We start from the raw sequence: 21,177 nt of genomic DNA, 5'->3' as shown, positions 1-21,177 counted from the left end.
AAATGGCAGAAGTAATAAACATGCCGCGTTTAAGCGACACCATGGAAGAAGGTACGGTAGCAACCTGGCTCAAAAAAGTGGGCGACACCGTAAAGGAAGGCGATATTCTTGCCGAAATTGAAACAGATAAAGCAACAATGGAGTTCGAATCGTTTTACGAAGGTACCTTGCTCCACATTGGTATTAACGAAGGCGAAACCGCAGCTGTAGATACACTTTTAGCAATTATTGGTGAAAAAGACGAAGACATTTCAGCATTGATTGATGGAAAATCTGACGATAAAAAAGATGGCTCATCAAACGAAGATTCGGAAAATGACACTTCAGAAAAAGATACTTCTAAAAATGATAATGCTGAGAAAAAGGATGCAGAAAAAGAAGACACCAAAGAAAAATCTGAAGAATCTTCATCTGGAGCCGAACTGCCCGAAGGTGTTGAAGTAATTACCATGCCGCGTTTAAGCGATACTATGACCGAAGGAACAGTTGCCACTTGGTTAAAAAAAGAAGGTGATAAAGTAGCCGAAGGCGACATTCTTGCTGAAATTGAAACAGACAAAGCCACTATGGAGTTTGAATCGTTTTATTCGGGGACGCTCTTAAAAATTGGTATAGGCGAAGGCGAATCGGCACCGGTAGATGAGGTTTTGGCCGTAATAGGCCCGAAAGGTACAGACGTTTCAGGGCTGTTAGAAAATTTCAAAAAAGAAGGAAAATCTTCGGTTAAAAAGGAAAAAAGTTCCGAAGAAAAACCTTCAAAAGAAGATAAGAAGGAATCGGCGCCGGCAAAAGTTTCAGAAACAAAAAATACTTCGTCGGCAAAACCAAAAACTGATGATGGCCAACAACAGGAAAGAATATTTGTATCGCCTTTGGCTAGGGTTTTAGCCGAGGAAAAAGGAATTAATTTACGTCAAGTTGTTGGTAGTGGAGAAAATGGCCGTATCGTTAAAAGCGATATTGAAAATTATCATCCAGCTGCCGGTGGCGGACAAGCTTACACACCGGTTGGAACCGAAAGTTTTGAGGAAGTGAAAAACTCGCAAATGCGTAAAACCATTGCAAAACGTTTAGCCGAATCGAAATTCACCGCTCCCGAATATTATTTAACCGTTGAGTTGGATATGGACCACGCAATTGCAGCTCGTGAATCTATAAATGCTACTCCCGATGTAAAAATATCGTTCAATGACATGGTAATTAAAGCGTGCGCCATGGCATTGCGCAAACATCCGCAGGTAAACAGCCAATGGACGCCGGAGGCAACCAAAATTGCAAAACACATTCATATTGGTGTTGCCGTGGCAGTAGATGAAGGATTGTTAGTTCCTGTATTAAAATTTGCAGACCAAATGACTTTTTCACAAATAGGAGCTCAAGTTAAGGAGCTTGCCGGAAAAGCACGTAACAAAAAAATTACACCTCAGGAAATGGAAGGTAGTACGTTTACAGTTTCAAACCTTGGAATGTTTGGAATAACGGAGTTTACTTCAATTATCAACCAACCAAATTCGGCAATTTTATCTGTTGGAACGATTGTTCAAAAACCGGTTGTTAAAAACGGACAAATAGTAGTAGGTAACACGATGAAGGTTACACTAGCTTGCGATCACCGTACTATCGATGGCGCAACAGGAGCCAAGTTTATGCAAACTGTAAAGCAGTATATTGAGAATCCTGTGACGATGTTTGTTTAATTGAAAAAACTAAAGTGAGTTAGACCTCACAGGTCTTTGAGACCTGTGAGGTCTTTTAATTTATTGAAATTATGAAAAACATAATAATTACAGGTACTTCCCGTGGAATTGGTTTTGAAATGGTAAAGCTTTTTGCCATAGCCGGCCACAATGTTCTGGCGCTTTCGCGAAATTCAAAGCCTATTTCAGATTTAAAACTGAAGAATGTTACCGCTTTGGAATTCGACATTGCCGATGAATCTGAAATCGTAAAGCTATCGGCATACCTTCAAACCGGGATGAAATCTGTAGATGTTTTAATAAACAACGCAGGATTTCTGGTGAATAAACCTTTTGCCGAAATTACATCCGAAGAATTTAAAAAGTGTTATGATGTAAATGTTTTGGGGCCAACTTCATTAATAAAAACAGTAATTCCGTTTATGAAAAAGAAGGGACACGTTTTAAACATTAGCAGTATGGGTGGTGTACAGGGAAGTGTTAAGTTTCCTGGGCTCAGCGCATATAGCAGTAGTAAGGGAGCTTTAATTACCTTAACTGAATTACTCGCAGAAGAATACAAAGAAACCGGTCCATCTTTTAATGTTATGGCCTTGGGATCGGTACAAACCGAAATGCTTGCCGAAGCTTTTCCCGGTTTTAAAGCACCGCTTTCGGCTACAGAAATGGCGCAATATATTATGGATTTTTCACTTAATGGGAATAAATTCTACAACGGTAAAATATTGCAGGTTTCAAGCACTACGCCTTAAGTTGTTGCTGCTTTCCCTTAGGTTTTTTCTTCAATTTGTTCAGCCATATTATTACGCCCGTAATGGGTAAACTCGTAGCTATTAAACAGGAAATAAAATATATTGTTTTTGAAAACCACCCGTAGATTGTTCCCATATGTATTGCTTTGATGGAACTTGCAATCTGTACGTTTAAGGGTTTTTCCGAAAAAATTTGCTTTGAAATTAGCGTTCCATCGCGATCTATTTTTAATTCATCTACTGCAGTCTGAAAAAAATCTTGATCATGGTATTTTTTTACGCTGAAAATTTCTGTTTGATCTGTAGGAATTTGTAATTCGGTTGTTCCCTGAAAAGCAAGTTCATTCTGAGTAATCTTTAGTACATCCTCAAAACTAATCTGTTTCGTGTTTTTTGGAGCTTTGGAATTTATTTTGGGTCCTCCGCCGCGTCCTGCAAATACAGGGGTGCCAAGCACGGCACTTCCGGCATCTTTATACCATTCAAAAGACCAGAACAAACCTGTTAGCGACATTATAATTAAAAATATTGCTGTATAAAATCCTAGGGTAACATGTAGGTCGTGATTTACTCTTTTCCACTTCGCGCGCCACGCAATTTTAAATCCTGGTTTTAAATGCTTCCATTTTAATTTCTTTAATTTTTTCTTCGGAAACCAAAGTACAATTCCCGTAATGGATAGTATTAAAAATAGTATAGTTGAAATACCTACAATTGGTCTTCCGATAGCTATGTCTAACAGCAACCAGCGGTGCAATTTAAACATTGTCATAAAAAAGCCGTCCAATACATTTGGCGCAGCCTTTGTAAAAGTTCCGCTGTATTGATCTACAAAATAGGTAGTTCCGCGCCTGTCTTCATTATTTGTTTTAACCGAAAACGCATAAGGTTTTGTGTTATCAGGATTTATGCTCACGCGCAATACTTCACCTTCATTGGAAAGTGATTTTGTCAGGTTTTCAATTGGAAGCGCATTCCTAGTAGGCAGAACAGTTATCTCTTCGGCAAAGAGTCCCTTTATTTCCTGCTCGAAAGTGAGAACGGTACCCGTCAAGCAAATAATTAGGAGTACGATTCCGCTACCGATTCCCAACCAAAGATGAACATCGTTTATAAATTTTCGAAGCGTATATTTTTTTGTTTTCATAATGGCTTTAAAATTAATAAAAGGCACAACTTACGTTGTGCCTTTGGACACTTAACAATTCAAAAAACTAAAAATTATAACGCAATACACCTGCAAAGTTTCGTGGCTCGGTCTGATTGATATATCTGGTTCTATAGGCATTATAGCCTATTTTATCGAACACATTGTTCAGCAGAAATTGAAGACTCCAGTTTTTATCGAATTTATATTCTGCTTGAAAGTTTACCATGGTGTAGGCTTCCACATCAAAAGGTTTTTGGTTTGGCACAATTCCTTGATGGGTAACAGCTCCGGACGACCAATCGTTTATGGGGCGTTCCCCGGTAAAGTAGGCTCCAGCGCCTATGGAAAGTCCTTTTAAAATGTTGTTTCTAAAGGAATAATTGGCATAGGCATTAAAGGTGTGTTTGGGTGTGTTTAACGGTGCCGATCCGTACACGTATGAAGTGTGTTCTTTGTACTGCGAATCAATATATGCATAGCCGCCAATTAATTCCAAGTTTTCTAGCGGACGCCCGGTGAGTTCTATTTCTATTCCTTGTCGTTGGTCATTTCCGCCTTTAGCATAGTATAAAATATTTGTCCAGGTTTCATCATAAACAGGCAGATTTATGTTTTTATTGTTGATTTTATAAAGCGTTAAATTGAAACGCAAACGGTCATTGAGCCAAGTGGACTTAAAACCGGTTTCCAATTGGTCGTAACGCTCGTTACCCAATTCCTCACCGTTCTCACCTAAACGCGATGCCGTACGCGGATAGGAACTGTTGGTATAAGAAACAAAAACATTTACATTTTTAATTGGCGAAACAATTATTCCTCCCAACGGGTTGAAGGCATCACTACGTGTATTCTCAGCTTCTGAAATGGTTTCGGTTGAACTAAAACGAGCTCCGAAAAATGTTTTTAGCCAAGTGTTCCAAGAAATTACATCCTGTGCCACAAAGCCGAGTGAGTGGGTTTTGCCGCCACTTGTCCTTGCTGCATCCAGCGCTATAGTGGGCAGGGTGTGACTTATATTTTGAAAGACATTAATAGTGTCAATCACGCCAGCAGATTGACTACTAGTGCCAAATCGGGAAGCGCGATAATCAAAGCCTACTTGGAAGGTGTGCTTAATAGAACCTGTGTAAACGTTATCTCCAATTAAATCAAATTGCAGCACACTATTGTTGTCATCGCGGGTAGAAGTGGTGTAACTGCGCTCGCGAATATTGTAAATTGGCGTATCATTTTCTTCAATCGTTTCGCCTAAGCTTGCCCCTTTGTCGTTTAATTTTAAAGAAGAACTGTAAAAGGCTCCTTTTAAGGTAAGCTTGTCATTTAGCTCATGGTCCATTCTAATGGCATAAGTAGTGTTTTCGGTAATTGAACGATCGTTTTCGAACCCTAAAAATTGTGAATGTGGAAGATCGTAAATGGCATTTGTGTCATTTTCGGCCAAATTTACCGTGCCCAAATCTGGAGTTCGACTGTCATAATAATGATCTAGTTCTAAAGTTACAGTTGTCTTTTCATTCACTCTCCATTCAAAGGAAGGGTTAAAATAGAAACTCTCTTTTTCAACCAAATCCCTAAAACTATCGGCTCTTTCCAAGGCGCCATTTAAGCGAAACGCTAGGTTTTTTTCTTTGTTCAAAGGGCCGTAAACGTCAAAGGTAGGACGTACTTGTCCAAAGCTTCCTCCCCGTAGGCTTACGCTTCCACCGGAAGTATATTTTGGAGTTTTTGTAACAATATTTATAATTCCTCCCGGGCTTCCCAGATCTGTGGCTACACCTTGTGTTATGGAGGCTGTTCCTTTTAAAACCTGAATATTATCTACGCCCTGCATATCTGTTAAAATACCCACTCCCCGAAAGTCGGAATGTATGCGGACACCGTTTTTTAAGATGGGGATGCCTCTAAATCCGCGGGAAGACATGCTCTCCCGTTTGTTGCCGTAGGTTGCGAAAGTGTAAACCCCTGGCACGTTTTTGGTCGCTTCGGAAATGCTCAAAGCACCTTGGTCCTCAATCAATTTTTCTGAAAGTACAGAGATACTTTGTATTTGCTCATAGGGTTTTAACGGCAAGCGAGTTAGAGACTCAATTTTGTCGGGATGGTCATTTCGGTTTCCGAAAACTTCTACCTGATCCAATTGATTATCATAGGATAGCTGAAAAATAATGCCGCTTAAAACAGCTTCGTTGGGATTAATTGTTAGTGTGGTAGTTTTATGGCCCACGGCGCTCGCGGTAAGTTGCCATGCGCCATACGGAATATTATTAATTGTAAAAATTCCGTCGGCATCGGCAGCACTTCCCTTCTTCAGTTCGGGAATATAAACACTTGCAAAGGGGATTGGGATATTGTCAATATCCGTAACAGTTCCTTCGATTCTTGCTACTTCCTGTGAAAATATAAACTGTGCTCCCAATATAAAAAATAGGGTGGTGATGAATTTCATTTTGTTATTTTTATTTAGATTGGATTTAAATTGGGTGCAAATCTAAAGTGTAAAATTAATATTTCAAAGTTTATTTAGAACAGTTTTAAATAGCAGGATGTAAGATGTTGAAATCAAAATAAATGCAGCTACAAATTTTTTAAAATATCTTTCAGGAAGACGATATTAAGTGTGGTAAAAAGCCTGAAATTGCATTAAACTGGCTATTTTTGGAACTGAAATAACGGTTAGCAGCTTCTTTATTCCGTATGACAGAAATTCTAGAAAAATATATTCCGCAAGCTTCCGTAGCCTCCGCTTTTGAACTTATAAAAACCCATAATGTTCATCTTAAAATTGTAAACGAGCGCGTTACACGACACGGCGATTACCGAAAAATGCCCAATGGGCAACACCAAATAACAGTAAATGCGTCGCTAAATAAATATCGATTTTTAATTACATTAGTTCACGAAATTGCACATTTGGAGGCTTTTACAAAATACGGGCGTTTTATTAAACCGCATGGGATAGAGTGGAAGCGCACTTTTCAATTATTAATGTTGCCTTATTTGCGTCCCGAAGTTTTCCCCAATCAATTACTGCCATTTTTGGCGCGGCATTTTAAAAATCCGAAAGCTTCCAGCGATACCGATGCCGCACTATCTTTAGCCCTAAAACAATTTGACCCCGAAAACGATAAAAACTATATCTTTGAGATTCCTTTTGGAGCACATTTTAGATTGTATAACGGCAAAATATTTAAACGCGGCAAACAACGTGTAAAAAGGTTTGAGTGTGTAGAAGTTTCTACGGGAAGAACCTATTTATTTAATCCGAATGCCGAAGTGGAATTTTTGACGCCTCCGAACCCACAAAAGGAAAATTAATTTCCGGGAGCAATATGGTTTTTGCAAGGTATTTAAAGCCTTGTAGGTTTGTTAAATGCTAAAAATATGAATAAGGATTATTACGCAGTAATTATGGCGGGCGGCATTGGTTCAAGGTTTTGGCCTATGAGTACCCAAGAATTCCCAAAGCAGTTTCACGATATGTTGGGGACGGGACAGACCTTATTACAAAAAACTTTTTCGCGTTTAAATAAAATAATTCCTTCTGAAAACATATACATTCTCACCAATGAAATGTATTTGGAAATTACCTTAAAACAACTACCCGGAATTACCGAAAAACAAGTGGTTTTAGAGCCCGCAATGCGAAATACCGCACCCTGTATTCTACTTTCGGCATTAAAAATTAAAAAGGAAAATCCCAACGCATTAATGCTAGTTGCGCCCAGCGATCATTGGATTGAAGATGAAGCTGCATTTGCCAATGATGTGCAAGCCTGTTTTGATGCGGCGCAGCGCGAAGATATCCTACTTACTTTGGGTATTGAGCCAACTTTTCCGAATACGGGATATGGGTATATAGAAAGCGAAAAAAGCAGCGCCTCACAAATAAAACCGGTAAAGCAATTTCGCGAAAAGCCCGATTATAACACTGCCAAACAATTTTTGGAAGCAGGAAACTTTCTTTGGAATGCAGGTATTTTTATTTGGAGCGTAAAAAGTATTACCGCATCATTTAAAACTTATTTGAACCGAATGAACACCTTGTTTTCAAAAGGGATGCAAACTTTAAATACTTCGGAAGAAAAACAGTTTATTGAACATACTTATCCGCAAGCCGAAAATATTTCGATTGATTATGGAATTTTAGAAAAGGCTGCCAATGTATTCGTAAAAAAAGCTACTTTCGATTGGAATGATTTGGGAACTTGGGGTGCGCTTTATGACAAATTGAACAAAAATGAAGGTGAGAATGCAATTGTAAATGCCGAAACACTTTTAAAGAATTCTGATAAAAACATGATTTTTACTGATAGAAAAAAACTTGTTGTTTTAGACGGGATTGAAGATTATATTGTGGTGGATAAAGAAGATGTTCTTTTGCTATTTCCGAAAGCGAAGGAGCAGGATATAAAAGCATTGTTGCAGGAGGTTTCGAATAAATTCGGTAAAAAATATTTGTAATGGGTACATCACAAAATAATCAGGACGTTAAGGTTACTCCAAATGATGAGGAGTTTGAGCAAGTAAAGCTCAACACTTGGCAAAGTATCAAAAAATTCCTGAGCGAACTTTTTGACATTCGTGCAGATACAGACCGCGATGCGACCATTGAAGCCGTTAAGAAAGATATTTCGTTTAAGGGCCATACCGCATGGATTCTTATTTTTTCAATTTTTGTGGCCTCTATTGGGCTAAATGTTAGTAGTACAGCGGTGGTTATTGGTGCGATGTTAATTTCGCCATTAATGGGGCCAATTGTAGGTATTGGGCTCTCTGTTGCCATTAACGATGTAGATACGCTTAAACGCTCCTTAATTAATCTTGGAGTGATGGTTTTTTTAAGTGTGCTAACCGCTTTTCTGTATTTTAAACTTTCGCCCTTAACCGAGGAGACGCCTGAGCTTATTGCCAGAACATATCCTACAATTTTAGATGTGCTTATTGCAATATTTGGTGGATTGGGATTAATTGTTGCAAAAACAAAGAGTGGTACAATTGCCAGTGTTATTTTTGGAGTTGCAATTGCCACTGCTTTAATGCCGCCTCTTTGTACCGTGGGTTACGGCTTGGCTATAGGTAATGCTTCGTATGCGGGTGGTGCTTTGTATTTATTTTCTATAAATGCGGTTTTTATTGCGCTTTCTACCTTTATTGTTTCAAAGATATTACAGTTTCCGTTGGTGCGTTATGCCAATAGCAAGCGCAGAAAACGAACTGCGCAAATTGCAACCGTAATAGCTATTGCCGTTATGATACCCAGCGTATGGTTGTTTCTTAAACTTTTAGACCAACAGGTTTTTGAAAATAAAACCAAGGATTTTGTAAAAAACGTTATCCAATACGAAGGTGCCGAAGTTGTAAAGTTTACGCAGGACTATAAATCTAAAAATATTGACGTGTATTTAATTGGTCGTCCTGTACCACAAAATAAAATAAACGAGTGGCTTCAGGAATTGGAAAATACCGAAAATTTAAGCGAAACCCGGTTGCGTATTTATCAAGGTGCCGATCAAAGTGGGGAAATGGCAGCCAAACTTTCCGGTGAAATTAAGGCGGGAATTTTAGAAGATCTGTATGTTAAAAACGAGCAAATTATTCAAAATAAAGATGAACAGATTCGCTTTTTGGAAAACGAAATAGCTCATTTAAAAGTACAGAACATTCCGTTTAAACAGTTAAGCGAAGAGATTAAAATTAATTACGAAAACATTGAAACTTTCAGTTTTTCGAATAAAATAACCACTAATTTTAAAACTACGGATACTGTCCCGGTTATAAATATTCGTTGGAAAAAGAATGTTTCTTCTAAAAATCGGAAGGCAGATTTAAAAAAGATAGAAGCTTGGATGAAGTTTAAAATGAAATTTGATACCCTTCAAGTTTCGGAATATCCATAGGGTTAGCCTTCTCTTAGTTGTACTTCGCGAATTTTTTTGAAAAGGTCTGATGAATACACAAAGTTTGTAACATCTTCATTATCTGTTTTGAAAATTTGTTGATTGGTGCCCTGCCACACCAGTTTTCCGTCTTTCAGCAGTACCACTTTTTCGCCTATTTCCATCACCGAATTCATATCGTGGGTTACTACAATTGTAGTAATATCGTACTCGTGGGTAAGATCCTGAATCAATGTATCAATCAAGGTTGCTGTTTTTGGATCGAGACCGGAATTGGGCTCGTCGCAAAAAAGAAATTTTGGTTTGTTTACAATTGCACGGGCTATGGAAACCCTTTTTTGCATTCCACCAGATATTTCTGCTGGAAATTTTTTATTCACATTTTCAAGATTTACCCGTTTCAATACTTCGTTTACCCTGGCAACCATATCGGCTTTTTTCTGCTTGGTAAACATTCGCAGCGGGAACATAACATTTTCTTCAATATTCATAGAATCGAAGAGTGCTCCGCCTTGAAAAAGCATTCCAATTTCTTCGCGTAACTTGCGCTGCTGTTCGTCGTCCATATCTTGTATGGCCTTATCTTCGTAATAGATTCTACCTTTCTCAGGCTTAAAAAGTCCGATAAGACATTTAAGCAAAACCGTTTTTCCACTTCCACTTTGTCCAATAATAAGGTTTGTTTTTCCTTTATCGAATTCGGTTGATATTCCTTTTAGGATTTCCTCATCGCCAAAACTTTTATGTACATCTTCTATTTTTATCATGAGCTAAGGAGAAGTTGAGTTATTATATAGTTGGCGGCAATGATAAGCACGCTGGTCCACACAAACGAATTTGTACTGGCCTTACCTACTTCTAGCGAGCCACCTTTCATATAAAATCCTTGCCAAGAAGGAACGGTGGCGAGAATAAAAGCAAAAACAAAAGTTTTAAAAAAAGCGTAAAAGAGTTGGTAGGGAATAAAATCTTCCTGTACCCCCGCAATAAAATCGGAAGAACTGGTAAAACCGCCGTAAACGCCAGCCACCCAACCACCGAGAACGCCAAGGAACATTGAGAGCACAATTACAAACGGATAGAACATTAGAGCCACAATTTTCGGAAAAACTAAATAGTTTAATGAATTAATTCCCATTACTTCCAAAGCGTCTATTTGTTCGGTAACCCGCATAGAGCCTATACTGGAAGTAATAAACGAGCCTACCTTTCCCGCCATAATTATGGAAATAAAGGTAGGGGCAAATTCCAGTATAACAGATTGGCGCGTTGCGAAACCTATTAGGCTGTCCGGAATTATAGGGTTATCCATATTTAGGGCCGTTTGTATGGCCACAACCCCGCCCACAAAAAAGGAGATAAATGCTACAATGCCCAACGAGCTAATAATAAGATCGTTGATTTCCTTAAAAATAAGATGCCGCAGAACCGATGTTTTGGTAAAGCTACCAAACACCTTTTTTAGCATTATAAAATAAGAACCAATATCTTCTATATACTTCATACAATCGTAAGCTATGGCTAAAATACTAAAATTAGCACACTGATAATTGAAAATGCTTTTTTTGGCTTTTATTTATCAAAAAGAGCCATCATTTTATGGTATATCGCAATACTTTCAAAAATACCATTAAATTTAGAAGCGCCAGGGCCTTCCGCAAAAACGGGAACCATCGTACCTGAGTGGCCAGTAGTAGAAAAAACCGGTTTTACTTTGTTGTAATCTTTGCCGTCAGATGCTAGTGTAAAACCTCCTGTTTCGTGGTCTGCGGTAACAATTACAAGCGTTTCGCCATTTTGCTTGGCAAAATCTAAAGCTACGCCCAAGGTTTTGTCAAAATCTAAAAGCTCTTCTATTAAGTAATCGGCGTCGTTGTTATGGCCGCCCCAATCTATCTGGCTTCCTTCAACCATTAAAAAAAATCCTTTTTCGTTTTTAGACAGTTTGTCCAATGCAAGTTTGGTGGCGTTCGGAAGAAAATTGCCACGGCCTTCATTTATTTTGGGCATTCCATCTTCTGCAAGTAAAATAAGTTCGTTTTTCTCACTGGGGGTTTTCGGAAGTTGATCCGTAATTACTTTATAGCCTTTGGCTTCCATTTCAGCTAACAAATCATTTCCATCTTTTCTTTTATTGAAGAATTTCAATCCACCCCCAGCAAAAAAGTTTACACCGGAATTAGGTGCAAATTCTGTAATTTCCTCATACATTCTTCGGCTTTTTACGTGGGCATAAAAACTGGCAGGGGTAGCGTGTTGAATAGACGAAGTAGCTATAATACCCGTGGCCAAGCCTCGTTGCGAAAGTTGCTCTACAATGGTTGGTACGGCAATTGTATCTTTATTTACACCAATTGCGCCGTTGTATGTTTTAACGCCAGTGGAAAAAACTGTTGCGCCAGCGGCCGAATCGGTAATTAAATCACTAGCGGACGATGTTTTACTTAGTCCAATTGTACTGAAATGTTCAAAATTTGGTTTGCCGTTCTTGTAATAAATTGCGGCGGAAACCTGGCTCAGCCCCATGCCGTCGCCAATTAATAAAATAATATTCTTGGGTTTCTTTTCTTCTGACGAATATGTAGATACCGTATTATCGCTTACCTGAACAGAAACGCAGGAAGTAGTAATAAGTAGGCTTGAGAAAAAAAATGTGAGGAAAGAAATCTTGAGTTGCATTGCTAAAATTTAAGGAGCAAAAATAACGAATTTATCTACGATTATATGTTAAGGAGATGTTGTCGTATTTTAAATCTTAAATCTTAAATCACCCCAATCCCAATTTCTTTCGAATGTTTTTCCAACGGAGGTTGCGGATAAATTCGCCTTCCTTTTCTGAAACGATAAAGTCTAATTTGGCGTTTTTCGCTTTAAAGTAACCTTTTAATGTATCTGCAAAAAATGAAAAACTATTTTTTTTGGAGGCGAGTTTCGCCGAAGCGATAAGCGTAAGCCAAAACCCGTAGCGCATTTTATAGAAAGCCTCGCCCTGTTTGTGTTTTGAGGCTTTTGTATAGACTTTGCCCGTAGGTTTTAAATGCTTTACGTGCAGCGAAGGGTCGGTCTTTACTTTCCAACCGTGGTATTGGGCCAGGAGCTCATCCACCGTATCCCAGCCCATTGATTTTTTTAGGCCGCCGATTTCTTTGAAACATTTTCTTCTGTACAATTTTATAGGGCCACGCACTTTAGTTTTTTTTGAAATGTTTTCAAATTTCCACTCATTTTCTACTTTAATATAAAGATTACCGCCAGCAATGCCTACTTTTTCATCGGATGAAAATAATTCTATTATTTTTTCGAAATAATTTGGGGGTAAAATAATGTCAGCGTCAAATTTGCATATAACATCAAAGTCATCATCTAGCGTTTCAAAACCTTTATAAAAAGCATTTATAACTTTACTGCCCGGCTCGTGAAGTTTTTTTGAATTGTGAAATTCACTTTTTATAAAATGGTATTTTTCTGAAAATTGATCAATTATTTGTTGTGTCCCATCTGTTGAAGCGTCATTTACAACAACAATTTTTTTGGGAAGTAAGGTTTGCTCAACTAACGACCCAAGAGTTTTGCCGATAAATGCTTCTTCGTTATGGGCGGGTATGACGATGTAGAAATTCATTAAATTCTTTCAGCATAAACCAAATAATACCTTGGCGTAATCCTTCTAAGAAAAGGGCGAATACCAATTTTTTTTATGGGATTGGTAAATTTTTCACGTTTCACAATACGCCAACCTGCCTTTTCCAAAAGCCAGTCAAATTGCCAATCCTCAAATTCGTGGTAGTGGCGGTCCCATTTGTCGGTTTTGCTTTTATAAGCCGAGGCAAACCAAAGCTTTAAAGGAATGGAAGCAACCAGTTTTTTTGCTTGAATATCTTTTAATACGTTGAAAGGGGAGACCAAATGCTCAAATATTTCGAAGGCGGTTACCACATCAAAATCATTGGTTTTTACAGCTTCGGTCTCGAGGTCTAAATCTTGTCCGTGAGTATTTGTAACGTTAAAACCTTCTTTGGTTAATATTTCAGAAAACGGATTAGGAACACCGAGATCGAGAATTTTTTCCTCTTTGGAAATTACTTCGTTTAAAAAACGCAAAGTGTGATGGTATCTTTTCTTCGGAAATTTGCCTTCGTACATTTTTTCAATTCTGAATTCTGAATTCGGATTTCAGAATTATTTACACTTTATAAACTATCGCATTAATATTCATGCCCGCGCCAACGCTTGCAAAAATAACCACATCTTCCTTTTTAATCGAGTGGCCCTCTAACTCACCGTTCAAAACCAGGTCGTAAAGCGTGGGTACCGTGGCTACGCTACTGTTGCCCAATTTGTTGATGCTCATGGGCATGATTTTTTCGGGAGCGGCCTTGTCGTATAACTTGTAAAAACGGTTTACAATGGCCTCATCCATCTTTTCGTTGGCTTGGTGGATGAATATTTTTTTCACTTCGTCTATGCCGTGGCCGCTTTTTTCGAGGCAGATTTTCATGGCATCTGGCACGTGGCTTAGCGCGAATTCATAAATCTTTCTACCGTACATTTTTATGTAACGGCGGTTGTCCTTTTTCGCCAAATTGTTGCTTTCGCCAAAGTAAATAAAGTGTGCTTCATCAAAAGCGTAGGTGGCACTAAAATGACTAAGAATTCCGCCTTCAGCGCCGGTGGCTTCAACCACTGCGGCACCTGCGCCATCGCTGTAAATCATAGAGTCGCGATCGTGCGGATCTACAACGCGCGAAAGCGCTTCGGCGCCTATAACCAGACATTTTTTGGCAATTCCGGCCTTTATAAATGCATTGGCTTGTATCATACTTTCAATCCATCCAGGGCATCCAAAAAGCATATCGTATCCTACACAAGTAGGGTTTTGTATTTTTAAATTGTGTTTAACTCGGGTAGCAATGCTGGGTACCGTATCGCTCTGCACGGCTCCGTATTTTACATCGCCATAATTGTGGGCAACTATAATGTAATCTAATTCTTCTTTTTTAATTCCTGCGCTGTTAATTGCGTTTTCTGCGGCAAAGGTTGCAATGTCTGACGTATTTAGGCTTTTGGGTAGGTATCTGCGTTCGGCTATACCGGTAATGGCTTTAAACTTTTCTATAATCGTTTCATTTTCTTGGCCAAAGCGCGTTCCATCTTCATTGTAAAAATGATGGTTTCCGAAATGTTCATTCTTCGCAATCTCGCTTGGAATGTAACTGCCTATACCGGTTATTTTGACATTCATATTGTTAAAAAGTTTTGTTAAAAGTACGGAAAAAAATGTGTTCAGTATTCAGTAACGGTATTCAGTTAATCCTTTTCACTCTAAAAGTGAGTACTGAATACCGCTACTGCAAACTTTCTTAAGCTTCCATGTAAGCTTCTATCGGGTCGCAAGTACAAATTAAATTCCGGTCGCCATAAGCGTCATCAACTCTTCTAATTGACGGCCAGAATTTATTATCTGTAACATATTCTATTGGGAAAGCTGCTTCCTGTCTGCTGTATGGAAAATCCCATTCGTCTGCCGTTAACATTTGTAAAGTGTGTGGCGAATTTTTCAGAACGTTATTTGGTTCGTCTTTATCTGCCGCTTCAATTTCTTTTCTAATAGAAATCATGGCTTCACAAAATTGGTCTAAAGCCATTTTGCTTTCACTTTCTGTTGGCTCAATCATCAAAGTTCCGGCAATTGGGAAGGAAACTGTTGGCGCGTGAAAACCGTAGTCCATTAAGCGTTTGGCAATGTCTGTAACTTCAATTCCCTTTGCTTTAAACGGACGGCAATCTACAATCATTTCGTGAGCTGCGCGGCCGCGTTCGCCAGCGTAAAGAACTTCGTAATGACCATTGAGTCTTTCTTTAATATAATTGGCGTTTAAAATAGCGTATTGTGTGGCTTTTTTTAGACCATTTACACCGAGCATACATATATAAGCATAGCTAATTAAGCAAACCAATGAGCTGCCATAAGGTGCTGCTGAAATAGCCGAAATAGCATTTTCGCCTCCCGTTTTTATTACAGGATTTGAAGGCAGGAACGGAACTAATTGCTCTGCAACACAAATGGGTCCCACACCTGGGCCGCCACCCCCGTGAGGAATTGCGAAAGTTTTATGAAGGTTTAAGTGGCAAACATCTGCGCCAATAGCTCCAGGATTGGTTAAGCCAACCTGTGCGTTCATGTTAGCCCCATCCATATAAACTTGTCCGCCATTTTCGTGTATAATACTTGTTATTTCGCGAATAGCCGACTCGTAAACACCGTGGGTTGAAGGATAGGTAACCATTAAACAGGAAAGGTTGTCTTTGTGTTTAATGGCTTTTTCACGAAGATCTTCCACATCAATATTTCCTTCTGCAGTAGCCTTTGTTACAACTACTTTCATTCCAGCCATTACGGCACTCGCGGGGTTTGTTCCGTGAGCAGATGAAGGAATTAAGCAAATATTTCTATGTGCATCTCCACGCGATTCGTGATAGGCGCGAATAACCATTAATCCAGCAAATTCGCCTTGCGCACCACTGTTTGGTTGAAGTGAAGTTGCTGCAAAACCGGTAATTTCGGTAAGTTGTTTTTCCAGTTTCTTTAAAACAATTTGGTAGCCTTCCGCTTGTTCTACAGGAACAAATGGATGCATATTACCCCACATTGGGTCGCTTAACGGAAGCATTTCTGCAGCGGCGTTTAGTTTCATGGTACAAGAGCCCAGACTAATCATAGAATGATTTAAAGACAGGTCTTTTCGCTCCAATTTTTTAATGTAGCGCATTAAATCTGTTTCGCTGTGGTAGGAGTTAAATACATCCTGTTGTAAAAACTCAGTTTTGCGGGCAACTTCTTCCGGGATTTTATTGCCTGTTTCTAGGGCGGTAATCTTTTCGAAATCATTTTTAATCGCCTCGGAAAAGATTGCAACTATTTTATTTAGGTCTTTTATAGTTGTGGTTTCATTAATAGAAATTGAAACAGTTTCGTCGTTGGGATAATAAAAGTTAACTTCTTTGGCCTCGGCTAAAAATTTGATTTTTGTAGCGTCGGCTTTAATTGCAATGGTGTCAAAGTATGTATCGTTTACTTGCTCGAAGCCCAGTTTTTCTAATGCATTTGCAAGGGTTGCAGCGCCATTGTGAACTTTTTTGGCAATATATTTTAAACCTTCGGGGCCGTGATAAACGGCGTACATTCCGGCCATAACCGCAAGCAGAACCTGAGCGGTACATATATTTGAAGTTGCTTTATCGCGCTTAATATGCTGCTCCCGGGTTTGCAGTGCCATCCGTAGGGCGCGGTTGCCATCGGTGTCTTTTGTAACGCCAATGATTCTTCCCGGAATACTTCTTTTATACTCATCTTTAGTAGCGAAAAATGCTGCGTGGGGACCGCCATAACCCAAGGGAATGCCAAATCGTTGGGTTGTTCCAACAACAACATCAACTCCAAAGTGTCCTGGAGATTCTAGCATTACAAGGCTTAAAATATCTGCCGCAACAGTAACTTTAATTTGGTTGTCGTTCGCTTTTTCTATAAAGCTTTTAAAGTTGAAAACCTTTCCGGTTTTACTTGGATATTGAAGTAAAGCTCCAAAATATTCGTCCGAAAAGTCAAATTCTTCGTGATTGCCAACCACCAATTCCACGCCAATAGGAGTGGCGCGAGTTTCTAATAACGATAGGGTTTGCGGCAATATTTCTTCAGAAACGAAAAACTTTACGGCATTGTTTTTTTTCTTGTCTTTTTCGCGTACGTTTAAAAGTAACGACATGGCTTCGGCTGCGGCAGTAGATTCGTCTAAAAGTGAAGCGTTTGCCAATTCCATACCTGTTAGATCTGTAATTACGGTTTGGAAATTTAACAGCGCTTCTAATCTACCTTGCGCAATTTCGGCCTGGTACGGTGTATATGCCGTGTACCATCCCGGATTTTCCAGAATATTTCTCTGAATTACGGGAGGGGTGTTGGATTGGTGGTATCCCAAGCCAATATACGTTTTAAAGATTTTGTTTTTTGTGGAAAGCTCGGTAATGTGCTCCAGGTATTCCTGTTCGCTCATTGCGGTATCCAAGTTAAGTGCTTTTTTCAGCAAAATATCGTCCGGAACAGTTTCGAAAATAAGTTGATCTAAAGAGTCTGCACCAATAGTTGAAAGCATTTCGGGAAGATCGCTTTCCCGAGGGCCAATATGTCTTAAAGCAAAAGAATCTGTATTCATTAAATATGCGATTGAAATTAAGCTGGCAAATTTACGATTTTTAACGCGAAATAGCTTCTTTTTTAATGGTTTGAAACTTAATATTTTTCAACTAAATAATGAGGTTACTAACACTTTGATTAATTTTGATATAATGGGGTTTTTAAAACGTATTTTTGCCTTTTACATTAACAGTAGCATCCACGTTGCCTTAGCAGTTGTGGCTTTGCTGGCGATTACCGTTTTGGAATATCGCTTGGTTATTATAAATGCACTTTGGGGGTTTGTGTTTCTGGCGGCTTTAACAGGTTATAATTTTGTAAAATACGCCAAGGTAGCTGGACTTCATCATCGAAGTTTAACGCAATCCTTGAGGCTGATCCAGATATTTTCTGCGGTGTGTTTTGCTTTACTTGTTTACTTTTCACTCCAACTGCGCATAGAGGTTTTATTGCTAACGGTGGGTTTTGGGATGGCAACTTTTTTATATGCAGTTCCGGTAATTAGAAGTAAAAACCTACGAAATCTTTCAGGTATAAAAATTTTTGTGGTGGCCTTTGTCTGGGCGGGAGTGAGCGTTATTTTACCGTTTGTAGCTTCAGAAGTTGCAATTACCCCCGATGTGTTTTTAACTTTCTTTCAGCGCATTTTAATTGTTGTGGCGCTTATTCTGCCCTTTGAAATTCGCGATGTGCCGTATGACGGTTTAAATTTAAAAACGCTGCCGCAGCAATTTGGTGTTAAAAACACAAAATTGTTGGGGTTATTTATTTTGTTGTCGTGTCTGGGAATTGAATTTTTTAAAGAGTATTCTGAAGCGCCTTATCTGTTAAGTTTACTTGTATTTTGTGTAGTATTGGGATGGTTGTTGGTTATTTCAAAAACACGTCAAACTCGTTATTTTGCTTCTTTTTGGATAGAAGGCCTACCTATACTGTGGTTGCTGCTTTATCTTTTATTTCAAGTGTTTTAATTTGTTTTAATTAGCGGTATTACTGTTGAAGTCGGTTTTTTATTTGTTGTTTTTCCGATTCCGAAAGGGTTTTAATATTTGCAGACTCAATTTTTTTTGTGAGGGCTACATTTCGTTTTGAGTAATCGCGACACAATTTGCACATTAATAAATGCACTTTTAGCATGACCTTATCTAAGAAAGAAGCTTCCTTATATTGGGTTTTGTCGCAAACTTGTGCGGCTTCGTTACATTTTAAAAAAAACTTCATTCGCATTAATTAAACCAATTTTTTTCGAGGCACTCGGCAAGCGATTTTCGTGCACGGTGAATTATCACCCATAAGTTAGACGGTGTAATATTAAATTCTTTACATATGGCCTCTGTATCGTATTCGGCAATTGTTTTCAATTTAAAAATTGTTGCTTGTTTTTCCGGAAGCTTGTCTAAACATGCTAAAATTGCAAGACCCAATTCGGTATTTTCCATAGTGTCCTCCGCGGTTTTATCAAAAGGATCCGCGGCATTTTCCTCCAGCCAATCTCCATCCGAATCTTCACTTTTATACGAAATATGCACTTCGGCTTTTCCTTTTTTCGAATTTATCTTTCGGTAGTGATCAATAATTTTTCGCTTTAAAATTGAAATGAGCCAGGTGCGCTCTGTGGCTTCACCTTTAAAATTATCTTTCGATTTAAGACCTGCCAAAAATGTTTCAGAAATAAGATCTTGCGCAACAATAGGGTCGTTTACCCGCACAATAGTATAATTGTAGAGGTAATCGGCATATTTGTCTACCCATATTTCAGGATTTAATATTTCCACAGCAAATTTTTTAAACCTATTTCAAAAATAGGGAAGTTCTATAACATATACGGAAATGCTAATTATTTAGTTTGAAATTAGCCCTAAAGGCATTGAATCTGCTTTATAACTGAGTTAATATATTCTTTAAAATAGCAAAAGATACATTTAGCAATGGCACCAAAGGTGGTAGGTGCGAATACGTTAAACTTGCAAAATGCGCTTATAACTAATTGAGATGTTTTATTTTTACGGAAAATTAACTCCTAAAACTTCCCAATGAAAAAATTTACTTCAGGAATTTTAATGTTCCTATTATTTACAATTGTTGGTTTTGCACAAAACGACAATACTTTTTATGCAACCATGGATGCTGCAGATGCGGTTTCATTTAAAGCACTTTATCCAGATGGAATGACCATTTTGGCAAGCAATGACAGGCAAGCTGCGGTTCTACTTTCTGAAGAAGTTTCGCACAGTATTCACGATAATGTAAAAACGCACGGCCCAGGTTATATTTTTAGGGCTTCGGCCCAAAAGGCCTTACAAGCTTTGGAGCCGGTTGAACGCAGAAGTCCGCAAATTGATTTTAGTATTACCGAAGATGCCTTTGTAAACGAGTGCTTAGATTTAGTTGACGGGCAAAATATTGAAGACGATATTTTAAATCTTCAAAATTACGGAACGCGTTACCACACAAAATCGCAAGCCGAGCTGGCAGTTCTCGATCAACAGGCCAAGTGGGACGCCATTATTGCAGCATCGGGAAGAACCGATGTACATACACGTATTTTTAACCACGTAAACACGCCAATGCCTTCTGTGATTATAACTTTTGACGGGGCTAATACGCCAGATGAATTTGTAATTATTGGCGGCCATATAGATTCTACCACCTTTGGCGATAAAAACAATGCGCCGGGAGCAGATGATAATGCTTCGGGAATTGCCTCTTTAAATGAAATGGTTCGCGTGCTTTTAGAAAAGAATTTCGTGCCAAATAGAACCATTGAAGTTATGGCTTTTGCCGCCGAGGAAATTGGTTTGGTAGGTTCTGCCGAAATTGCAGAAGAATACGCAAACAACGGTGTAAATGTAGCGGCTTATGTTCAGTTTGATATGACGGGGTACAATGGTTCCAGCAGCGATATTTATATTACAACAGATTGGTACAATAGCAACCAGCTGAACACCTACCTAACCGAATTGATGGATCATTACAACAGCAATAACCCCAATAACCTTCACAATTTTACCTATGGCTATACTGAATGTGGCTACGGCTGCTCAGACCATGCAAGCTGGGCAGATAATGGGTATGACGCCGCTTTTCCTTTTGAAGCAAGAATGGGCGAAGACAATCCAAATATCCATAGTCCGGGCGACGTGTATTCGTTCTTTAATACGCCGGAACACAGTGTAAAATTTGCAAAACTTGGATTGGAGTTTTTAATTGAAGCCGCAAAACCACAAATATTGTCGGTAGATGATTTTTCTGAAAATGCCATTCGCGTTTTTGTAAAAAACAAAACTTTGAATTATCAGTTAAACAATACGGTGTCTAACGTAAAAGAAGTGTCTGTTTACAACGTAGCCGGGCAAAGAATAATTTCTGAAAATGTAAATTCTGAAGGTGGCAGCCTTCAACTTAGCCAATTTGCACACGGTTTTTATATCGTGCATTTTACTTTGGAAAACGGACATACGTTTTCAAAGAAGTTTATATTGAACTAGTG

Annotated in this window: 18 protein-coding genes; 7 read left to right on the top strand and 11 right to left on the bottom strand. The window is 38.7% G+C overall.

Annotated features, from left to right (window positions below; genetic code table 11):
- Window positions 1-2 precede the first annotated feature (2 nt).
- Together VZD24_RS05415 and VZD24_RS05410 are read left to right on the top strand one after the other, a co-directional pair.
- Window positions 3-1,697, top strand: a complete 1,695-nt coding sequence (locus VZD24_RS05415) for a pyruvate dehydrogenase complex dihydrolipoamide acetyltransferase (protein WP_342687127.1) — start codon at window positions 3-5, stop codon at window positions 1,695-1,697.
- A 71-nt stretch (window positions 1,698-1,768) separates the two neighbouring features.
- On the top strand, window positions 1,769-2,449 hold the full coding sequence (locus tag VZD24_RS05410) for an SDR family NAD(P)-dependent oxidoreductase (RefSeq protein WP_342687128.1): 681 nt from the start codon (window positions 1,769-1,771) through the stop codon (window positions 2,447-2,449).
- Here the strand turns inward: VZD24_RS05410 and VZD24_RS05405 are convergent.
- Window positions 2,439-3,596 (bottom strand): PepSY-associated TM helix domain-containing protein, encoded by a 1,158-nt coding sequence (locus tag VZD24_RS05405; RefSeq protein ID WP_342687129.1) that lies wholly within the window; start codon window positions 3,594-3,596, stop codon window positions 2,439-2,441. The genes VZD24_RS05410 and VZD24_RS05405 overlap by 11 nt on opposite strands.
- Window positions 3,597-3,663: 67 nt before the next feature.
- Window positions 3,664-6,045, bottom strand: coding sequence for a TonB-dependent siderophore receptor (locus VZD24_RS05400; RefSeq protein WP_342687130.1), 2,382 nt, complete (start codon window positions 6,043-6,045; stop codon window positions 3,664-3,666).
- 248 nt (window positions 6,046-6,293) lie between these two features.
- On the opposite strand from VZD24_RS05400, the gene VZD24_RS05395 reads away from it, so the two are divergent.
- The 3 genes from VZD24_RS05395 to VZD24_RS05385 all read left to right on the top strand — a co-directional run bounded on the left by VZD24_RS05395 (window position 6,294) and on the right by VZD24_RS05385 (window position 9,496).
- Window positions 6,294-6,914 carry a SprT-like domain-containing protein gene (locus VZD24_RS05395; RefSeq protein WP_342687131.1) on the top strand — a complete coding sequence of 207 codons (621 nt, stop codon included), beginning with the start codon at window positions 6,294-6,296 and terminating at the stop codon, window positions 6,912-6,914.
- A 66-nt stretch (window positions 6,915-6,980) separates the two neighbouring features.
- Window positions 6,981-8,060: a mannose-1-phosphate guanylyltransferase gene (locus tag VZD24_RS05390; RefSeq protein WP_342687132.1), complete on the top strand. Its 1,080-nt coding sequence runs from the start codon at window positions 6,981-6,983 to the stop codon at window positions 8,058-8,060.
- Entirely contained in the window at window positions 8,060-9,496 is a 1,437-nt protein-coding gene (locus VZD24_RS05385) for a DUF389 domain-containing protein (RefSeq protein ID WP_279449153.1), read from the top strand. Before VZD24_RS05390 ends, VZD24_RS05385 begins: the two co-directional genes overlap by 1 nt.
- Before the next feature lie 2 nt (window positions 9,497-9,498).
- On the opposite strand, the gene VZD24_RS05380 is transcribed toward VZD24_RS05385, so the two are convergent.
- The 7 genes from VZD24_RS05380 to gcvP form a co-directional block, all read right to left on the bottom strand.
- The gene (locus VZD24_RS05380) at window positions 9,499-10,263 is read right to left on the bottom strand and encodes an ABC transporter ATP-binding protein (protein WP_342687133.1); all 765 of its coding nucleotides are present in this window, start codon (window positions 10,261-10,263) and stop codon (window positions 9,499-9,501) included.
- Window positions 10,260-11,000, bottom strand: a complete 741-nt coding sequence (locus VZD24_RS05375; RefSeq protein WP_279449151.1) for an MlaE family ABC transporter permease — start codon at window positions 10,998-11,000, stop codon at window positions 10,260-10,262. The genes VZD24_RS05380 and VZD24_RS05375 overlap by 4 nt, the downstream gene beginning before the upstream one ends.
- 68 nt (window positions 11,001-11,068) lie before the next feature.
- Complete coding sequence (locus VZD24_RS05370; RefSeq protein WP_279449150.1) at window positions 11,069-12,175, bottom strand: alkaline phosphatase; 1,107 nt, start codon at window positions 12,173-12,175, stop codon at window positions 11,069-11,071.
- An 88-nt stretch (window positions 12,176-12,263) separates the two neighbouring features.
- Window positions 12,264-13,118 carry a glycosyltransferase family 2 protein gene (locus VZD24_RS05365; protein WP_342687134.1) on the bottom strand — a complete coding sequence of 285 codons (855 nt, stop codon included), beginning with the start codon at window positions 13,116-13,118 and terminating at the stop codon, window positions 12,264-12,266.
- Window positions 13,118-13,639 (bottom strand): class I SAM-dependent methyltransferase, encoded by a 522-nt coding sequence (locus VZD24_RS05360; protein ID WP_342687135.1) that lies wholly within the window; start codon window positions 13,637-13,639, stop codon window positions 13,118-13,120. Before VZD24_RS05360 ends, VZD24_RS05365 begins: the two co-directional genes overlap by 1 nt.
- Window positions 13,640-13,679: 40 nt before the next feature.
- Window positions 13,680-14,738, bottom strand: coding sequence for a 3-oxoacyl-ACP synthase III family protein (locus VZD24_RS05355; RefSeq protein WP_342687136.1), 1,059 nt, complete (start codon window positions 14,736-14,738; stop codon window positions 13,680-13,682).
- Window positions 14,739-14,856: 118 nt separating this feature from the next.
- Window positions 14,857-17,706 carry an aminomethyl-transferring glycine dehydrogenase gene (gcvP, locus tag VZD24_RS05350; protein ID WP_342687137.1) on the bottom strand — a complete coding sequence of 950 codons (2,850 nt, stop codon included), beginning with the start codon at window positions 17,704-17,706 and terminating at the stop codon, window positions 14,857-14,859.
- A gap of 115 nt (window positions 17,707-17,821) precedes the next feature.
- Between gcvP and VZD24_RS05345 the strand changes: the two genes are divergently transcribed.
- Window positions 17,822-18,658, top strand: a complete 837-nt coding sequence (locus tag VZD24_RS05345) for a UbiA prenyltransferase family protein (RefSeq protein WP_342688770.1) — start codon at window positions 17,822-17,824, stop codon at window positions 18,656-18,658.
- Window positions 18,659-18,677: 19 nt separating this feature from the next.
- Here VZD24_RS05345 and VZD24_RS05340 read toward each other — a convergent pair whose 3' ends face one another.
- Window positions 18,678-18,908, bottom strand: a complete 231-nt coding sequence (locus VZD24_RS05340) for a hypothetical protein (RefSeq protein WP_342687139.1) — start codon at window positions 18,906-18,908, stop codon at window positions 18,678-18,680.
- Between the two features lie 5 nt (window positions 18,909-18,913).
- Complete coding sequence (locus VZD24_RS05335; protein WP_279449143.1) at window positions 18,914-19,462, bottom strand: sigma-70 family RNA polymerase sigma factor; 549 nt, start codon at window positions 19,460-19,462, stop codon at window positions 18,914-18,916.
- A gap of 258 nt (window positions 19,463-19,720) precedes the next feature.
- Here VZD24_RS05335 and VZD24_RS05330 point away from each other — a divergent pair, with 258 nt between their 5' ends.
- Window positions 19,721-21,175 carry a M20/M25/M40 family metallo-hydrolase gene (locus VZD24_RS05330; RefSeq protein WP_342687140.1) on the top strand — a complete coding sequence of 485 codons (1,455 nt, stop codon included), beginning with the start codon at window positions 19,721-19,723 and terminating at the stop codon, window positions 21,173-21,175.
- The last annotated feature ends 2 nt before the right edge of the window (window positions 21,176-21,177 follow it).

This window comes from Aequorivita flava, from assembly GCF_038742595.1.
Classification (GTDB): domain Bacteria; phylum Bacteroidota; class Bacteroidia; order Flavobacteriales; family Flavobacteriaceae; genus Aequorivita; species Aequorivita marisscotiae.
Note: the sequence above shows the minus strand (reverse complement) of the source record. Positions and strands in the feature narration are given on the sequence as shown.

What these genes read in the sequence shown, in the direction of transcription:
- VZD24_RS05415 (WP_342687127.1), top strand. Translation starts at nt 3, where the DNA reads ATGGCAGAAGTAATAAACATGCCGCGTTTAAGCGACACCATGGAAGAA.
- VZD24_RS05410 (WP_342687128.1), top strand. Translation starts at nt 1,769, where the DNA reads ATGAAAAACATAATAATTACAGGTACTTCCCGTGGAATTGGTTTTGAA.
- VZD24_RS05405 (WP_342687129.1), bottom strand. Translation starts at nt 3,596, where the DNA reads ATGAAAACAAAAAAATATACGCTTCGAAAATTTATAAACGATGTTCAT.
- VZD24_RS05400 (WP_342687130.1), bottom strand. Translation starts at nt 6,045, where the DNA reads ATGAAATTCATCACCACCCTATTTTTTATATTGGGAGCACAGTTTATA.
- VZD24_RS05395 (WP_342687131.1), top strand. Translation starts at nt 6,294, where the DNA reads ATGACAGAAATTCTAGAAAAATATATTCCGCAAGCTTCCGTAGCCTCC.
- VZD24_RS05390 (WP_342687132.1), top strand. Translation starts at nt 6,981, where the DNA reads ATGAATAAGGATTATTACGCAGTAATTATGGCGGGCGGCATTGGTTCA.
- VZD24_RS05385 (WP_279449153.1), top strand. Translation starts at nt 8,060, where the DNA reads ATGGGTACATCACAAAATAATCAGGACGTTAAGGTTACTCCAAATGAT.
- VZD24_RS05380 (WP_342687133.1), bottom strand. Translation starts at nt 10,263, where the DNA reads ATGATAAAAATAGAAGATGTACATAAAAGTTTTGGCGATGAGGAAATC.
- VZD24_RS05375 (WP_279449151.1), bottom strand. Translation starts at nt 11,000, where the DNA reads ATGAAGTATATAGAAGATATTGGTTCTTATTTTATAATGCTAAAAAAG.
- VZD24_RS05370 (WP_279449150.1), bottom strand. Translation starts at nt 12,175, where the DNA reads ATGCAACTCAAGATTTCTTTCCTCACATTTTTTTTCTCAAGCCTACTT.
- VZD24_RS05365 (WP_342687134.1), bottom strand. Translation starts at nt 13,118, where the DNA reads ATGAATTTCTACATCGTCATACCCGCCCATAACGAAGAAGCATTTATC.
- VZD24_RS05360 (WP_342687135.1), bottom strand. Translation starts at nt 13,639, where the DNA reads ATGTACGAAGGCAAATTTCCGAAGAAAAGATACCATCACACTTTGCGT.
- VZD24_RS05355 (WP_342687136.1), bottom strand. Translation starts at nt 14,738, where the DNA reads ATGAATGTCAAAATAACCGGTATAGGCAGTTACATTCCAAGCGAGATT.
- gcvP (WP_342687137.1), bottom strand. Translation starts at nt 17,706, where the DNA reads ATGAATACAGATTCTTTTGCTTTAAGACATATTGGCCCTCGGGAAAGC.
- VZD24_RS05340 (WP_342687139.1), bottom strand. Translation starts at nt 18,908, where the DNA reads ATGAAGTTTTTTTTAAAATGTAACGAAGCCGCACAAGTTTGCGACAAA.
- VZD24_RS05330 (WP_342687140.1), top strand. Translation starts at nt 19,721, where the DNA reads ATGAAAAAATTTACTTCAGGAATTTTAATGTTCCTATTATTTACAATT.